15 protein-coding genes are annotated in these 16026 nt (G+C 72.2%); 14 read left to right on the forward strand and 1 reads right to left on the reverse strand.

Annotated features, from left to right (window positions below; genetic code table 11):
- Positions 1-8 precede the first annotated feature (8 nt).
- The 10 genes from A3IC_RS0129780 (at position 9) to aroC (ending at position 10563) form a co-directional block, all read left to right on the forward strand.
- Complete coding sequence (locus A3IC_RS0129780; protein ID WP_026218896.1) at positions 9-494, forward strand: VOC family protein; 486 nt, start codon at positions 9-11, stop codon at positions 492-494.
- Entirely contained in the window at positions 494-1225 is a 732-nt protein-coding gene (locus tag A3IC_RS57305) for a FadR/GntR family transcriptional regulator (RefSeq protein ID WP_020553734.1), read from the forward strand. The genes A3IC_RS0129780 and A3IC_RS57305 overlap by 1 nt, the downstream gene beginning before the upstream one ends.
- 70 nt (positions 1226-1295) lie before the next feature.
- Entirely contained in the window at positions 1296-1661 is a 366-nt protein-coding gene (locus A3IC_RS0129790; protein ID WP_020553735.1) for a cupin domain-containing protein, read from the forward strand.
- A 311-nt stretch (positions 1662-1972) separates the two neighbouring features.
- A complete protein-coding gene (locus A3IC_RS0129795) occupies positions 1973-3052 on the forward strand; it encodes a BMP family ABC transporter substrate-binding protein (protein ID WP_106669045.1) in 1080 nt (359 codons plus the stop codon).
- Between the two features lie 7 nt (positions 3053-3059).
- Complete coding sequence (locus tag A3IC_RS0129800; RefSeq protein WP_020553737.1) at positions 3060-4724, forward strand: ABC transporter ATP-binding protein; 1665 nt, start codon at positions 3060-3062, stop codon at positions 4722-4724.
- Complete coding sequence (locus A3IC_RS0129805) at positions 4721-5845, forward strand: ABC transporter permease (protein WP_020553738.1); 1125 nt, start codon at positions 4721-4723, stop codon at positions 5843-5845. The genes A3IC_RS0129800 and A3IC_RS0129805 overlap by 4 nt, the downstream gene beginning before the upstream one ends.
- Before the next feature lie 15 nt (positions 5846-5860).
- Positions 5861-6769 (forward strand): ABC transporter permease, encoded by a 909-nt coding sequence (locus A3IC_RS0129810; RefSeq protein ID WP_020553739.1) that lies wholly within the window; start codon positions 5861-5863, stop codon positions 6767-6769.
- Positions 6766-7809, forward strand: coding sequence for a zinc-binding dehydrogenase (locus A3IC_RS0129815; protein ID WP_020553740.1), 1044 nt, complete (start codon positions 6766-6768; stop codon positions 7807-7809). Before A3IC_RS0129810 ends, A3IC_RS0129815 begins: the two co-directional genes overlap by 4 nt.
- On the forward strand, positions 7806-8576 hold the full coding sequence (locus A3IC_RS0129820) for a sulfite exporter TauE/SafE family protein (protein WP_020553741.1): 771 nt from the start codon (positions 7806-7808) through the stop codon (positions 8574-8576). Before A3IC_RS0129815 ends, A3IC_RS0129820 begins: the two co-directional genes overlap by 4 nt.
- A 754-nt stretch (positions 8577-9330) precedes the next feature.
- Positions 9331-10563, forward strand: a complete 1233-nt coding sequence (gene aroC, locus A3IC_RS0129825) for a chorismate synthase (protein WP_020553742.1) — start codon at positions 9331-9333, stop codon at positions 10561-10563.
- A gap of 72 nt (positions 10564-10635) precedes the next feature.
- Here the strand turns inward: aroC and A3IC_RS0129830 are convergent, their stop codons facing one another.
- Positions 10636-11826, reverse strand: a complete 1191-nt coding sequence (locus A3IC_RS0129830) for a M20 family metallopeptidase (protein ID WP_052173871.1) — start codon at positions 11824-11826, stop codon at positions 10636-10638.
- A 93-nt stretch (positions 11827-11919) separates the two neighbouring features.
- Here A3IC_RS0129830 and A3IC_RS62835 point away from each other — a divergent pair, with 93 nt between their 5' ends.
- The 4 genes from A3IC_RS62835 to A3IC_RS0129850 all read left to right on the forward strand — a co-directional run bounded on the left by A3IC_RS62835 (position 11920) and on the right by A3IC_RS0129850 (position 15986).
- Entirely contained in the window at positions 11920-13080 is a 1161-nt protein-coding gene (locus tag A3IC_RS62835; RefSeq protein WP_020553744.1) for a PucR family transcriptional regulator, read from the forward strand.
- A 358-nt stretch (positions 13081-13438) separates the two neighbouring features.
- Complete coding sequence (locus A3IC_RS0129840) at positions 13439-14473, forward strand: methyltransferase (RefSeq protein ID WP_020553745.1); 1035 nt, start codon at positions 13439-13441, stop codon at positions 14471-14473.
- Between the two features lie 264 nt (positions 14474-14737).
- Complete coding sequence (locus tag A3IC_RS0129845) at positions 14738-15169, forward strand: hypothetical protein (protein ID WP_040877371.1); 432 nt, start codon at positions 14738-14740, stop codon at positions 15167-15169.
- A gap of 139 nt (positions 15170-15308) precedes the next feature.
- Positions 15309-15986, forward strand: a complete 678-nt coding sequence (locus A3IC_RS0129850) for a class F sortase (protein ID WP_020553747.1) — start codon at positions 15309-15311, stop codon at positions 15984-15986.
- The last annotated feature ends 40 nt before the right edge of the window (positions 15987-16026 follow it).

Raw genomic sequence — 16026 nt, forward strand, 5'->3', positions numbered from 1 at the left:
GCCCGATCGTGGCCGTTACCGGGATGAACCACGCGGTGCTGTACGTGCGCGACGCACACCGGACCGCCCGGTTCTACAACGAGGTGCTGGACTTCATCACCGTCATCGACGGCCCGCCCGGCAGCTACGTCTTCATGCGGGCACCCGCGTCACAGAACCACCACGACATCGCGTTCTTCACGATCGGTGCCGAGGCGGGCGACTCGCAGGCCGGCCGACGCACCGTGGGCATGTACCACATCGCGTGGGAGGTGCCCACGCTCGACGCGCTGGCCGAGGCCCGCGAACGCCTGTCCGCGGCGGGCGCGTTGATCGGCGCGAGCGACCACGGCGCGAACAAGAGCCTGTACGCCAAGGATCCCGACGGCCTCGAGTTCGAGGTCATGTGGCTGGTCCCGGCCGCGTATTGGGGCGCCGAGGAACACGAGGCGATCATCCGGCCGCTGGACCTGGACGCGGAACGCGAGCGTTTCGCGTCCCTGGCGGACGCGTAGTGCCCCTGCGGGTACCGGGGGACCGGGTCCGGTTCGCCAAGGTCGCGCGCCGCACGATCTCCGAGGAGGTCCGCGACGCACTCCTGGCGAGCGTGCGCGAAGGCGAACTGCGCCCGGGCGCGCAACTTCCCCCGGAACGTACCCTGTGCGAGCAGTTCGGGGTGGCCCGCACCTCGGTGCGCGAGGCGATCCAGGGACTGGTCTCGATCGGTTGCCTGGTCAAGCGCGGCAACCGGTTCTATGTCGCCGAGCGACTGCCCGGGGTGTCCTTCGACGCGGACGACGGCCGCAAGCTGCGCGTCTCGGAACTGTTCGAGGTACGCCAGGTCACCGAGGTGGCCATCGCCCGCCTCGCCGCCATCCGCGCCGCGCCCGACGAGCGGGCCGAGATCGGCGAACTCGCGGCCGGCTTCGACCCGCAGATGACCCTGGAGGCGTTCCGCCGCCAGGACCGCCGCTTCCATGCGGCGCTGGCCCGCGCGTGTGGCAACACCACGCTGCGCGAGCTGTACGCGAAGGTGCTCGACGCGGTATTCGCGTCCGGCGACTTCGCCTCGCTCCTCGACGCCGAGGGCAACGCCGAGGCGGTCCGCCAGGTGATCGCCGAGTCCTGCCGCTCGCATCGCGGCATCGCCGAGGCGGTCGCGGCCGGCATCCCCGACGCCGCCGCGCGCGCCGCCGCCGACCATCTCGGCGAGGTGGAGCGGCAGATGACCGCCCGGATGTTCTAGCGCGGTCGGCGCGAAGGCCGGCCCGCCCGAGGAACCATTGCGCGAATCAACCGGAGAGGACGGCCGTGACATGAGCGACGTACAACGCGTGTGGGCCTTCGACGACAGCGAGTTCGTCGAGGTCAAGCCGGGATTCCGGCGCCGGGTCTACACCGGCGACGAAATGATGCTGACCCTGTGGCGGATCCGCGAGGGTTGCGGACCCACCCCCTACGACGACCATCCCGAGCACGAGCAGTACGGCATGGTGCTCAAGGGCAGGCTGGACTTCCGGATCGACTCGGACGAGCGGCAGGTGCTCGGCCCGGGCGACGTCTACTGGGCACCCAAGGGCTGCGACCACGGGGACAGCCTGTTCATCGGCGACCCCGAGCACGGCGAGACCTGGATCCTGGACATCTTCACCCCGCCACGCGACGAATACCGCAACGGCTGACGCTCAGCCCCGTCCCACGATTTCGCATCGTCGCGGGATCGCACTTCGGCAACTCCGCACCACCGCACCACCGCACCACTGTCGGACGGTCGCGCGCCGCAGGCGCCGCGCACCGACCCCCACCCGCTTCCGGGCCGGAAACCCCCGCGCAACCGGAACGGGTCCCTCCGCCGGACCGACATCCACCCCGGCCGCGGCACTCCACACCCGAACCCGGCACGCCCACCGTGCCCATCCGGGTCGCCGCGCATCCGTCGGTCCGTGTCGAACCAACGCGCCCTGATTCGTCTGGAGACCTTCCGATGAAGAACATGGTTCGAGTCATCGCAACCTCGGTCATCATACCGGGACTGCTGGTCACCGCCTGTGGCGGTGGCTCCTCCTCCTCTTCCGCCTCCGCCGGGGCGCCCGCCTCGGCCGGTGCGCCCGGCGCCGGCACCCTCCCCGCCAACGAGCCCGACGTCAACAAGGACAAGAAGGTCGTCATCGGGGTGATGAGCCCCGGCGACACCAAGGACAAGGGCTACTACCAGAGCTTCGTCGACGAGGCGAACGGCTATGCCGACGCCAACGGGTGGAAGCTCGTGGTGGTCGACAAGATCAACCCGGCGAACGCGGTCCAGCAGGCCCGCAACCTGTGTCGGCAGAAGGTCGACATGATCGCGATCGGCGCCAGCGAGCTCAAGGACGCGCTCAGCGCGGCCAAGGAACCGCAGTGCAAGGGCATCGCCTGGTACATCAGCGGCGGCCAGGGTGTCACCCAGACCCCCGAGTTCACCCAGTCCCTCGACTACATCAACGAATCGCTGTACGTGGCCGGTTACGCGGCCGGCCTGATCCTCAAGGAGAACGGCGGCAAGAAGGCCGGCTACATCACCGGCCCCGACCTCCAGTTCGCCCGGGACGTGGCCAAGGCATTCGAGGCCGGCATCAAGAAGGTCGTTCCGGACGCCGAGATGGTGCAGACCTTCACCGGCGACTTCAACGACTCCGGCAAGGCCAAGGAGGCCGCCCAGGCGCAGATCAGCCAGGGCGTCAAGGTGATCTACCCCTACCTCGGCGGCGCCACCGACGTGGTCACCCAACTCGCCAACGAGAAGGGCGTACCGGCGCTCACCCCCGGCACCGACCGCTGCTCGACGCCCGGCGCGCAGTACGCGGTGTCGGTGATCTTCAGCCCCGGCGCCTACTTCGCCGGCGCCCTGGAGGACTTCAAGAAGGGCACCCTGCGGATGGGCGTGGCCCGCGAATGGCACCTGGGCAAGGACCCGGTGCCCACGGTCAAGCTCTGCAAGCCCACCGGCGACCAGGAGCAGCAGCTCAAGGCACTGATCCAGGACATCGGCAGCGGGAAGGTGAAGGTCGATGAGGCCGTCGCCGCAGGCAAGTGACACCGCCGTGACCACACCCGACCCGCGACCCCGGGCCGGCGACGACCAGCCGACCGCGCCGTCCGTACTCTCCGCCCCCATCGTGCAACTGCTCGGCATCGGCAAGCGGTTCGGCGCGGTGCGTGCGTGTGAGGACGTCTCGCTGCGGGTGCAGGCCGGCGAGATCCACGGCCTGCTCGGCGAGAACGGCGCGGGCAAGAGCACCCTGATGAAGATCCTGCTCGGCCTGGTCGTCCCGGACACCGGACGGATCCTGCTGCGCGGCGAACCGGCCACGATCACCGACCCGTCGGCCGCTGCGGCACACGGAATCTCCATGGTGCACCAGCATTTCAGCCTGGTGGACCGGCTCAGCGTGTGGGAGAACGTGGTGCTCGGCGACCGGGGCCGGGTGGACCGGGACCGAGCCCGGACGCTGGTGCGCGAAGTCGGGCGACGCTACGGCCTGGAGGTGGACCCCGACGCCTGCGTCGAGGACCTGTCCACCGGCCAGCGCCAACGCGTCGAGATCGTCAAGTGCCTGCGCCGGGACCCGGGCGTGCTCATCCTCGACGAGCCGACCTCGGTGCTCACCCTGGAGGAGTCGCGCGAACTGTTCACCGTGCTGCGTCGGGTGGTCGCCGACGAGGGCAAGGCGGTGATCCTGATCAGCCACAAGCTGGACGAGATCGTGCACGCCACCGACCGGGTCACCATCATGCGCCAGGGGCGCGTGGTGGCCCGTCGGGCCACCGCCGACACCGATGTGCGTTCGCTGGCCCGGGAGATGGTCGGCCGCGAACTGTCCAAGTGGACCGCCGCATCGGCGGTCGGCGCACTGGACGCGCTGATCGAACCCGGTACCGGCGAGCCGACCGGCGGCACCGCGCTGCTGGACGTTCGCGAACCGGCCGCCGCGCCCGCCCCGGATCCCCGGCCGCCGGCCGGCGAGGTACGGCTGCGGATCAGCGACGCGCACGCGAGCACCACCGACCGGCGTCCGCTGCTGCGCGGACTGACCCTGGAGGTGCGCGCCGGCGAGATCCTGGGCCTGGCCGGCGTAGAGGGCAACGGCCAGGCGGCGCTGGGCGATCTGCTCTCCAGCCTGCTCCCGCTCAGCGCCGGCCGGGTGGAGGTGTGCGGCGCGCCCGTGGTCGCCGGCCGGCCCGGCGCGATGCACGCCGCCGGAGTCGGCATCGTGCCCGAGGACCGACACGTGTCCGGTTGCGTGCTGGACATGAGTGTCGCGGAGAACCTGGTCCTCGCGGACCTGTCCTCGGTGACCAGCAAAGGACTGCTCAGCCGGCGCCGGATGGCGGCCCGGGCCCGGCAGCTGATCGAAGAGTTCGAGATCGCCACCCCCTCGCCGGACACCCCGATGCGGCAACTGTCCGGCGGCAACCAGCAAAAGGTGGTGCTGGCCCGCGAACTGGCGGCCCAGCCGAAGGTGTTGGTCGCCGCCCAGCCGACCCGGGGACTGGACATCGGCGCGATCGAGTACATGACCGAGCGGCTGCACGCCGCGGCCCGATCCGGCATCGCGGTGTTGCTGCTGTCCACCGAACTGGGCGAGATCCTCACCCTCTCGCACCGCGTCGCGGTCATCCACCGAGGCGCCGTCGTCGGCGAGATGGACCGCGCCGACGTCGACACCGAGCGACTGGGCCTGTTGATGGGAGGTCAGGCGGCATGACCCCAACCCTGATATCCGAACGCGCACCGGCCGTCGCCGCGCCGCCGGCCGATCCGCGCCGCCGACCCCGGCTCGCCGACCTGGGCACCCCGCTGCTGTACGCGGCGTCGCTGTCCACCGCGCTCGTCCTGGCCGGCCTGCTCATCGCGCTGGTCGGCCAATCCCCCTGGGACGCCGCGAGCGCGATGTACGACGGCAGCCTGGCCGACGGCGCGGCCATCGGGCAGAGCATCGACCAGGCCGCACCACTGCTCCTGGTCGCGATCGGCTCGGTGATCGCCGCCCGCGCGGGCATCTTCAACATCGGCCAGGAGGGCCAACTCCTGGTCGGCGCGAGCGTGGGCGCCGCGATCGCCCTGTTCACTCCGGGCCCCGGCCCGCTGGTCCTGATCCTGGCCCTGCTCGGCGCCGCCGTCGGCGGCGCCCTGTGGGCGGCCATCGCGGCGCTGCTCTTCTACTGGCGCGGCGTCGCGGTGGTGATCAGCACCCTGCTCCTGATCTTCGTCGCCAATCAGGCCGTGTCATACGCGGTCAACTCGCCGTCGCTGCTGCGCGAGAAGGCGGTGGCCGGCCAGGTCACCACGTCGCAGACGGACATGCTGGCCGAGTCGGTGTGGCTGCCTCGAATCGGCGAGTACCCCGACTTCAACATCGGCGCGGGCATCTTCATCGCGCTCGTGCTCGCCGTGGGCACCTCGGTGGTACTGGTGCGCAGCAGGCTGGGCTTTCGGGTGCGGATGCTCGGACTCAACCCCAAGGCCGCACACCGGGCCGGCGTCGGCGCGGTGCTGATCGGCGGCGGCGCGCTGCTCGCCTCGGGCGCGTTCGCCGGCCTCGCGGGCGGCGTGATGCTCACCGGCAGCGGCCACCGCATGCAGGACGGCTTCGCCGACAACGTCGGCTTCGACGGCCTGTTGGTGGCGCTGGTGGCCCGGGACAAGCCGATGCTGGCCGTGCCCGTCGCGCTGTTCTTCGGGGCGCTGCGCGCGGGCGGCGGATTCCTGTCCGCGACCGGCGTACCGCGCTACATCGTCGCCGTGGTCACCGCGCTCCTGGTGCTGGCCACGGTCTTTCCCGCCGCCTACGCCGAGGTGCGCCGCCGGCGTACCGCAGGCGCCTGAGACCAGGAGGTTGACATGATCGACGACCTTGCCATGGTCCTGGCCAGTTCGGTCCGACTCACCGTGCCGCTGGCCTTCGCGGCCTGCGGCGAGTACATCGCCGAACGGGCCGGAACGATCAACATCTCGGTCGAGGCGATGATGCTCGGCGGCGCGTTCAACGCCGTGTGGGGCGCCTCGTTGACCGGATCCGCGTCCTTCGGCCTGGTCTTCGGCATGCTCGCCGGGCTGGTCATCGGGTTCGTGCACGCCCAGTTCAGCCACCGTCTGTCGGTCAACACCTACGTGGTCGGGCTGGCCCTGAACGCGCTCGTGCTCGGCCTGACCAGCTTCCTGCTCGACTCGGTCGACTTGACCGGACATCAGGTCGACGCGCTGAACATCCCCGTCCTGTCCGACCTTCCGCTGCTCGGCCCGGTGCTGTTCGCCCACCGCTGGCCCGCCTACCTGCTGGTGGGCGTGATCCCGCTGGTGTGGTGGCTGGTCCAGCGCAGCCGGTTCGGCCTGGAACTGCGCGCAGCCGGGGAGAACCCCCAGTCGGCCGACGTGACCGGGATCGACGTACGGCGCCGACGCCGGCAGAGCGTGCTCCTGTGCGGCGTGCTGGCCGGACTGGGCGGCGCCTACCTCGCGGTCGGCGAAGTCGGCGCGTTCAACCAGAACATGACCGCCGGCCGCGGCTTCGTGGTGATCGCCGCGGTGATCTTCGGCGGCTGGACGCTGCGCGGCACGATGGCCGGCTGCCTGGTGTTCGGCGCGGCCGATGCGATGCGCCTGGCGCTGCCCGCGCTGGGCGTACACCTGAACTCGCAACTGCTGATCGCCGCGCCCTATCTGTTGGCGCTGCTCACGATGATGTTCCTGGCCAAGACGCACCGCCAACCGGCCGCTCTGGGCGCACCTTTCGTACGGGGGATCGTGTGAGGGCCGTACTGCACCGGGGCCACGGCGGTCCGGAGATCCTGGAGCCGGTGTCGCTGCCCGATCCCGAACCGGGCCCCGGGGAGGTGCTGATCGCGGTGCGCGCCGCCGCGGTGAACCGGCTCGACCTGCTCCAGCGGCGCGGCCCCGGCCTGCTGCCGAACTTCACCCTCCCGCACGTGCCCGGCATGGACGTCGCGGGCGACGTGCTCGCCCTTGGCCCGGGGGTGTGCGAACGCCGGGTCGGCGACCGGGTGTTGGTCAACCCGGCGCTGCACTGCGGGCGGTGCGCCGCCTGCCGGTCGGGCGACGACGCGTGGTGCGGGGGGCTGCGCGTGGTCGGCGGCAACCGGCCCGGCGGGTATGCCGAGTTGATGGTGGTACCCGCCGACCGCACCCACCCGATCCCGGCCGGGCTGGACCACGTCGCCGCGGCGAGTCTGCCCACCGCGTACGGCATGGCCTGGCAGGGCCTGGTCGTGCGCGGCGGCCTGCGGGCCGGCGAGACGCTGATGGTGCACGGCGCGGGCAGCGGGATCAGCATCGCGGCGGTACAACTGGCCCGGGCGCTGGGCGCGCGGGTGGTGGTCACGTCCGGCTCGCGGGCCAAATTGGACCGGATGGCCGAGTTGGGCGCCGACGTGCTGATCGACACCGGCACCTCGGATCTGGTCACCCTGGCCCGGGCGGCGACCGGCGGGGCCGGCGTCGACCTGGTATTCGACCACGTCGGCCCGGCACTGTTCCAGGCGTCGCTGCACGCGCTGCGCCCGCGCGGCCGGCTGGTCTTCTGCGGCGACACCACCGGCACCGCGGCGACGTTCGACCTGCCGCACGCCTTTCACACCGGGATCACGCTGCTGGGCGCAGGCTCCTGCGGGGCGGCGGACTTCGCCACGATGGTCGACTTCTGCCTCGATCGTGCCCTGGTCCCGGTCCCGGACACGACCTACCCGCTCGCGGATGCGGCCGAGGCACACCGCCGGTTGGCGAGCGGCGCCGCGTTCGGCAAGGTCACCCTGCTGCCCGGCAGTTCGGCATGAATCCCGCCGAGGCCCTGCTCGTGCTCGTGGCGGGCCTCGGCGCGGGCACGGTCAACACCGTGGTGGGTTCCGGCTCGTTGCTGACCTTCCCCGTCCTGCTCGCGCTGGGCTATCCGCCGGTGGTGGCCAACGTGTCCAACACGATCGGACTCACCCCCGGCTCGATCAGCGGCGCGCTCGGATATCGGCTCGAACTGGCCGCGCAGTCCGCCCGGTTGCTCCCGCTGTCGATCGCCGCCGTGCTCGGCGGCGCGAGCGGCGGTCTGCTCCTGCTCGGCCTGCCGCCGGGCGCCTTCCGCGCGGTGGTGCCGGTCCTGGTGCTGCTCGCCGCGCTGCTGATGGCCGCGCAACCGTGGTTGTCGCGCCGGCTGCGCGTGCGTCGCGAGCGGCGCGCGGTACCCGGGCGCGGCACCGGCGTCGGCCCGACGCTGCTCGCGGCGGTGTTCACGGTCAGCGTGTACGGCGGCTACTTCGGCGCCGCGCAGGGCGTGCTTTTGCTCGCGCTGCTCGCCACCGTACTCGACGAGGACCTGAACCTGCTCAACGGGCTGAAGAACCTGCTCCAGGCACTGGTCAACCTGGTGGCGGCGGTGCTGTTCGCGCTCACCGCCGACGTGGCCTGGACACCGGTGCTGCTGCTCGCCCTCGGCTCGGTGGCGGGCGGCCGACTGGGCGCACTACTCGGCCGCCGAGTACCCGCACCGGTACTCCGCACGCTGGTCGTCCTCATCGGCACAACAGTCGGCATGGCCCTACTACTCACATGATCCGACCCCTTACCCACCCCGCGGCCCACCCTCCCACCGCCCGCCCGTCCCGTTCGCTCTCCCGCCCCACCCGCCCGCCGGACTCGCTCGCCCGCTCGCCTCACCCGACGACGTTCGTCCCGACCACTCGCCCGGAGCGCTCAACCCGCGCACTCGACCCGACCGCTCTCCCGCCGCGCTCGACCCACTCCATCCCGTCCGGCCGACCCCCTACCCGCTCTCCCACCCCGATCCGACCCGTCCCCTCTCCCGTCCCGCCTGTGCGTCCGCCCGCCCCCCGAAACGCTCGTCTCGGCGCGACCACGGCACGGGTCGGGTGCCGCGGTGGCGCTGCCGGCACACGGCCGCCGGAGCCGCTCGCCCGCTCGACTCGACCAATCCCTTGATTCCGGACGCACGCGCCGAGCCACCCGCCCGCACTCCCGACCCGCCCTCCCTCTCTCTCGCCCACGCACCCGACCGACCACCCGCCCGCCGGCCCGCTCGCGCCCGACCCGCACGTCCGCCCGTCCCGCCCGCCCGCTGTCCGGCCGGACCCGATCCCATCCCGCCCGTGCACCGTCCCGCCTGACCCCTTCGCCCCCGCTCACGCGCCCGACCCGCCCGCCCGCTCTCCCGTAACCCGACCCCGCCCATGCCCCGACCCCGTTCGACCACTCTCGTCCGACCCACTCGTCCGTCCGTCCGGCCCGCTCTGCTCGGCCGCCCCTGACGTCCCTGCCCGTCCCACCCCACGCCCGAAAGAAGGAGACCCATGTTGCGCTGGCTCACCGCAGGTGAATCGCATGGCCCCGCGCTCACCGCCGTCCTGGAGGGGCTGCCCGCCGGCGTGGAGGTCTCCTCCGCCGACCTGGCCCGGGCGCTGGCCCGGCGCCGGCTGGGCAACGGCCGGGGTGCGCGGATGCGCTTCGAACGCGACGAGGTCGAGTTCAACGGCGGGGTCCGCCACGGGCTCACTCAGGGCGGCCCGGTCGCGCTGCGGGTGGCCAACACCGAATGGGCGAAGTGGGCCGAGGTGATGGCCCCCGACCCCACCGATGCCGACGGCCGGCGCTACGACGAACCGGGCCGGCTCCCGGACCGCGGGCGCGGCGCCGCGCTGACCCGGCCCCGGCCCGGGCACGCCGACCTCGCGGGCATGCAGAAGTACGGCTTCGACGACATCCGCCCGGTGTTGGAGCGGGCCAGCGCGCGGGAGACGGCGGCACGGGTGGCCATCGGCGAGGTCGCGCGCGCGTTCCTGGCCCAGACGCTGGGCGTGGAGATCCTCAGCCACGTGGTCCGGATCGGCGCGGTCGCGCTGCCCGAGGCGCTGGTGCCCGAACCCGGCAGCGCGGACGCGATCGACGCCGACCCGGTGCGCTGCGTCGACCCGGACACCGCCGCCGCGATGAACGCCGAGATCGAGGCCGCGCACAAGGACGCCGACACGCTCGGCGGCGTGGTCGAGGTGGTGGTGTACGGACTGCCACCGGGCCTGGGCAGCCACGTGCACTGGGACCGGCGCCTGGACGCCCGCCTGGCCGCCGCGCTGATGGGCATCCAGGCGATCAAGGGGGTCGAGGTCGGCGACGGCTTCACCACCGCGACCCGGCGCGGCTCGGTCGCCCACGACGAGATCACCCCGGTCGCCCCCGGCCGGCCCGGCCCCGCCCGGGTGCGCCGCGAGACCGGTCGCGCGGGCGGTATCGAGGGCGGGATGACCTCGGGCGAACTCCTGCGGGTGCGTGCCGCGATGAAGCCGATCTCCACCCTGTCCCGGGCACTGGCCACGTTCGATGTGCGCACCGGCGATCCGGCCAAGGCGATCGCGCAGCGCAGCGACGTGTGCTCGGTGCCCGCGACCGGTGTGGTCGCCGAGGCGATGGTCGCGCTGGTGCTCGCGGACGCGGTGCTGGAGAAGTTCGGCGGGGACAGCGTGGCCGAGACCCGCCGCAACGCGCAGGCATACCTCGCGGCCCTGCCGGTGACCGTCGCCGACGCGTGAGCGCGGATGCCGAGCCGAAGCCGAACACGATCGATGGGCTCCGAGGCGCTCGCCCCGGAGCCCATCGGCAGGTCAGCCCCCGGCCGGCGCGCCCGCCAACAGCCGCTCGCGCAGACCCTGGTCCAGCGCCGCGTCCACACACGTCCACGCCATCGCCAGGCCACCGTCCAGCAGTGCCCGATCCGCGGCGGGCCGCACCGCGTACGCGGCGAACTCGGCCTGATGCAGCCCGGCGGCGCCCGAGTCGATCGACACCAGCGGCTGGATGGACGGGATGGCCAGCGACACGTTCGCCATGTCGGTGGAGCCCGCCTGTCGATCGTCGGCCGCGGTCACCGGCGGGAACTCGCGGCCCACGGTCAGCGCATTGCGCTCGTACGCGGCCAGCAGGTCGCCGTCGTGCCGGAACTCGGAGTACGCGGGAGAGGTCGAGGAGATGGTCAACCGCGACCGGGTGGCCACCGCGCCCGCCTGGAAACACTCGCGCACCCGCGTCTCCAACTCGGTCAGCCCGGCCAGCGTCGCGGCCCGTACGTAATAGGCGGCCTCGGTGTGCTCGGGGATCACATTCGGCACCTGCCCGCCGGTCGTGGTGATCCCGTGCACCCGCTGATCCGGCGTCATGTGCTGGCGCAGCAGCCCGATGGCCACCTGGGCCACGGTCAGCGCGTCGGCGGCGTTGACGCCGTCCTCCGGGCACGCGGAGGCGTGCGCGGCCCGGCCGTCGTACTCCACGTGCAGTTGCGCGCGGGCCAGACAGGTCGGGTCCAGGCGCTCGCGCGGCGAGGGGTGCACCATCATCGCCGCGTGCACCCCGGCGAACGCGCCGCGCTCCAGCATCAGCACCTTGCCGCCGCCGTTCTCCTCGGCGGGCGTGCCCAGGACGCGTACGGTGATGCCGAGGTCGTCGGCCAGCGCGCCGAGCGCGAGCGCGGCGGTGGTCGCGGCGGAGGCGATCACGTTGTGGCCGCACGCGTGCCCGATGCCCGGCAGCGCGTCGTACTCCGCGCAGATCCCGAGCACCAGCGGTCCGCTGCCGCGTTCGGCGACGAAGGCGGTCGGCAGATCGCAGACCCCGGAGGTGACGGTGAAACCGTGCTCGGTCAACTGCTCGCCCAGCCAACCGCAGGCCCGTTCCTCGGCGAAGCCGAGTTCGGGGTGGGCGTGCAGGCGGTGACTGAGTGCAACCAGATCCGGGGCGGCGGCGTGCACCGCCGCCTGGGCAGCGGCCTTTGCACCGGCCGCGAGGTCGAAGGCTCGCATGCGTCGCATCCTGCCCCACGAAAGACGTAACGGGAAGTGACCGATCGAAGTATCTGTTCCGCGTAACAACGACCGGCTAAGGTGCGGAAATCCATGATCGACAAGGTAGAAGTCACGGAACACCGGACCGTCGTGCCGGACCGGGCAGAGGCGTTCGAGCGGGAACTGAACGTGCTGGCCCTCTCCGGCGACGGCTGGCTCGCGATCCTGCGCGCCTTGGCCCAACGCACCGGTAGGACCGCCCGACTGGTGGGGGTGCACGGCGGAGTACTCGCCGCCACCGACGACGGCACCGAGTCGATGACCCCGGTGGCGGTCGCTCATGTGTTCGTCGAGGACAAGGTGGTCGAGGTCACCTGCGACGAGGGCTGGCGAGCCTCGGCCCTCGCGGTCCGGGTGGCGCAACGCCGGGTCGGGTTGCTGCTGTTGGGCGAACCGGACGGCGCCGACGACGACGAACCGCTGTTGCGGGCGGCGGTGACGGCAGTGGCGATCGAGGCGATCCGCCGGGACGCGGTGGCCACCGCGACCGCCGAGACGGCCGGCCGGCTGATCGACGAACTGCGCTACGGCGCGCTGCGCAACCTCGCCGACGTCACCCGCACCGCCGCACGGTTCGGGCTGCATCTGGATCGTCCGCACTCCGCCGTGGTATTCGCCTACACCGGACCCAACCAGCGCACCTGGACCACCGCGCTGTCCTGGCTGGAGATGCCGGTGCGCCAGGAGGGCGAACTGGGCCTCGCGGTGCTCTCGGGCAACGTCGAGCGGGAGATCAGTCGGATCCGGATCCGCCTCCAGGGCATGGTCGGCGACGTTCCGGTGCTGGCCGCAGCCGGGCCCACGGTCAGCGATCCGCGCGGGACCGCGCGCTCGTTCCACGACGCGGAGACGGTACTCGGGCTGCTGCGTCGGCGGCCGGGCGAGGTGCAGTTGATGTTCTCCTCGCTGGGTCTGGCCCAGCTGTTGTTCGGGGTGCCGCCGGCCCGGCTCCAGGCGTTCGTGGACCAGCACCTGGGTCCGATCCTGGAACGCGAGGAGTGGGTGGCCACACTCAGCGCGTGGCTGGCCACCAACGGCAGCCGCGCCGCGGTGGCCGAGATGTTGCACCTGCACCGCAACTCGGTCGGCTACCGGATCGGCCAGATCCGCGAGCTGCTGGGCGCCAACCCCCTCGACCCCGAGGTCACCCTCCAACTCCAGGCCGCGTTGACGGCCCGCGAACTGCTCCTGGCCCTCAAGGAAGTGCCGTAGCGGGGACGGGCCGCCCGCAGGGCAGCGCCGGGGCGGACGTGCCTCGAGCAAGGCGCGCCGTGGCGGACATGCCGCCGGCAGGGCAGCGCCGGGGTGGGAAGCGCCGCGGCAAGGGCCTGCCCCGCCCTGGCCGGGAGGCGCCGCAGCGCACGCCCGGGCCGACCGATCTGCGGCCATCCGGATGACTCCCGAGCGCGTCTTCGCCCGAATCCGGCCGCGCCTCGGCGGCGGGTCGACGACCGTGGGTCACAGTCGTTCCAGCCCCGGCGCGGACCGCCGGGACGTCGGTGCGCGGGTCGTTGCGGTCGAGTTCCGCCGGCCCGGGCCCGGATGGTCCACCGGTTGAGAGGCGATCAGCATGACCGATACCGATGTCACCACTACCCCGCAGGCGGCCACCCGACTGCGCGAACTCGCGTTCAGTGCGATGTCCGCCGCTGCGGTACGCGCCGCACTGCGTCTGGGACTCCCGGACGCGCTGGGCGAAGCCCCGGCGACCGTGGACGAGTTGGCGAGGGCGGTGTCCGCCCACCCCGGAGCGCTGCACCGGCTGCTGCGCGCGCTGGCCTGCCAGGGCATCTTCGCCGAGGAGCCGGACGGGCGGTACACGCACACCGAGGCGTCCCGACTGCTGCGCGTCGACGCTCCGCGCAGCATGCGCGACGTGGCGCTGTGGACCACCGAGCCGTGGACGTGGGAGGTGTGGCCGCGCCTGGACGAGGCGGTCCGCACCGGGCGAAGCGTCTTCCCGACCCTGCACGGCAAGCAGTTCTTCGACTATCTGCACGAGGACGCGCCGGAATCGGCCGCCGCCCTCGACCGGGCGATGACCCAGTCCAGTCGGCAGTCCGCGCAGGACGTCACCGCGGTGCTCGACCTGACCGACATCGACAGCGTCGCCGACATCGGCGGCGGCCAGGGACTGGTGCTGGCCACCCTGCTGGAGCGCAACCCGACGCTGCGCGGCACCTTGCTCGACCTGCCCGGCGTGGTCGCCGCGGCCGACCCCAGGCTCCGCGACGGCGGTGAACTCGCCGCCAGGGCCGCCCTGGTGGGCGGTGACTGCCGGGTGGACATCCCGGTCCGGGCCGACCTGTACATCGTCAAGAACATCCTGGAATGGGACGATGACAGCACCCTGCGCACGCTGCGCAACATCGTGGCGACGGCCGCGCCCGGCGCCCGGGTCGTGATCATCGAGAACCTGGTCGACGAGACCGCCTCGATGCGCTTCACCGCCGCGATGGACCTGTTGCTGCTGCTCAACGTCGGCGGTCGCAAGCACACCACGGACAGCCTGCTGACCCTGATCGAACAGGCGGGCCTGCGCGGCCGGGACGTACGCGCGGTGAACCCGTCCCTGCACATGTTCGAGTGCGTGGTCCCGGCTTAGCCGGCACCCCACGTGCTCCGCCCGCCCGCCATGAACGAAGTCACCGGCAGCGGCGACACCGTACGACCCGGGTCAAACATCGGACTGCTCCCGGCGAGTGAAGTGGGCCGCGATGTCCGCCCGGGAGGACCAGGGACGGCGCTCGAATGCAGTCACGCAAGTCGCGGGTCGGCCGGGGGCGTTCGAAGGTGGGTAAGGCGCCTGGTCGAACCCCGCATGTCGATGCCCGTCGGCAGTTCGCGAAGCGCCGGAAGGAATACCACGATGCGTCGTGTACGCGTTCTTGTCGCCGGAACCGCCCTCGGTTTTGCTGCTCTGACCCTGGCCGTTCCGTCCGCCTACGCCGACGAACCGTCCTCCGAGAACAACTCGGACAAGTCCTGGTCCGCAGATTCGAAGTGGACGCCCGATAAGAGTTCCGAGCACAGCGACAACAAGGGCAACGACAACAGGGGCAACGACAACAGGGGCAACGACAACAGGGGCAACGACAGCAAGGGCAACGACAGCTACTCGCACGATAAGTCCGGGAAGGACCACAAGAGCCCGCACGGTGGCGTGCACACCGGGATCGGCGGCGCCTTCCTCGACGACGGCGCGGCGCTCGGTACGGGTGCGGCCCTGATCGCCGGCGGCATCGGCATGGGCGCATACGCCCTGCGCCGTCGTTCCGGTGCGGCGGCGGCCCAGGCCTGATCGTCCTCGCCCTGGCAACGCACGTCGTGGCCACCGCCCTTAATGGGGCGGTGGCCACGCCGATGTCGTCGTCGGCACGGCGTCGCCCGGTCCGCCGGCACAGCAGAGAGGCATCGTCTTGTACGATCCGACACCGTCCATGGACACGTCCCAGACCCCGGCGCCCCGCCGGACCAGCGCCGGCAAGCTGATGCTGATAGCCGTGACGGCCATCCTGCTGGGCGCCCTGATGATCAAGCACGATCTGAGCACCGACTCCGGGCCACCGCCGCAACCGGTGCCCGCCGCCGCGCAGCCGAGCGCCCCGCCGACCGCCGCGTCCTCGGCTAGCCCGAGCTCCGACGGGGTGCCGGCGATGCGGCGTTCGCAGCCGGTGCGGATCAAGATCCCCAAGATCGAGGTGGACGCGCCGTTCATCGGGCTGCGCCTGAACGCCTCCGGCGTGCTGGCGGCCCCGCCCCCCGCGAACCGCAACCTGGCCGGCTGGTACGCGGACGGCGTCACCCCGGGCGCCCGGGGCAACGCGATCGTGCTCGGCCACGTCGACACGATGATGGGCCCGGCGGTCTTCTGGGCGCTCGGCAGCCTGCAGCCCGGCGACACGATCGAGATCGACCGCGCGGACGGCAGCGTGGCCCGGTTCGGTGTGGACTCCGTCGAGGTATTCCCCAAGGACGCCTTCCCCGACGAGCGGGTCTACGGCAAGACGACGGACGCCCAACTGCGCCTGATCACCTGCGGCGGCGTGTACGACAAGAAGGCCAAGGACTACCGGGACAACGTGGTGGTGTTCGCCCACCTGCTGCCACCGACGTAACTCCCTCACCCGCGTTCGTACGCACCACGGCCGGCCCCGG

This window comes from Embleya scabrispora DSM 41855 (assembly GCF_000372745.1).
Taxonomy (GTDB): Bacteria; Actinomycetota; Actinomycetes; order Streptomycetales; family Streptomycetaceae; genus Embleya; species Embleya scabrispora.

Coding starts and splice junctions, on each gene's coding strand:
- A3IC_RS0129830 (WP_052173871.1), bottom strand. CDS start 11,826: ATGCGAGCCTTCGACCTCGCGGCCGGTGCAAAGGCCGCTGCCCAGGCG.
- A3IC_RS0129790 (WP_020553735.1), top strand. CDS start 1,296: ATGAGCGACGTACAACGCGTGTGGGCCTTCGACGACAGCGAGTTCGTC.
- A3IC_RS0129840 (WP_020553745.1), top strand. CDS start 13,439: ATGACCGATACCGATGTCACCACTACCCCGCAGGCGGCCACCCGACTG.
- A3IC_RS0129820 (WP_020553741.1), top strand. CDS start 7,806: ATGAATCCCGCCGAGGCCCTGCTCGTGCTCGTGGCGGGCCTCGGCGCG.
- A3IC_RS62835 (WP_020553744.1), top strand. CDS start 11,920: ATGATCGACAAGGTAGAAGTCACGGAACACCGGACCGTCGTGCCGGAC.
- aroC (WP_020553742.1), top strand. CDS start 9,331: ATGTTGCGCTGGCTCACCGCAGGTGAATCGCATGGCCCCGCGCTCACC.
- A3IC_RS0129845 (WP_040877371.1), top strand. CDS start 14,738: ATGCGTCGTGTACGCGTTCTTGTCGCCGGAACCGCCCTCGGTTTTGCT.
- A3IC_RS0129810 (WP_020553739.1), top strand. CDS start 5,861: ATGATCGACGACCTTGCCATGGTCCTGGCCAGTTCGGTCCGACTCACC.
- A3IC_RS0129805 (WP_020553738.1), top strand. CDS start 4,721: ATGACCCCAACCCTGATATCCGAACGCGCACCGGCCGTCGCCGCGCCG.
- A3IC_RS0129850 (WP_020553747.1), top strand. CDS start 15,309: ATGGACACGTCCCAGACCCCGGCGCCCCGCCGGACCAGCGCCGGCAAG.
- A3IC_RS0129795 (WP_106669045.1), top strand. CDS start 1,973: ATGGTTCGAGTCATCGCAACCTCGGTCATCATACCGGGACTGCTGGTC.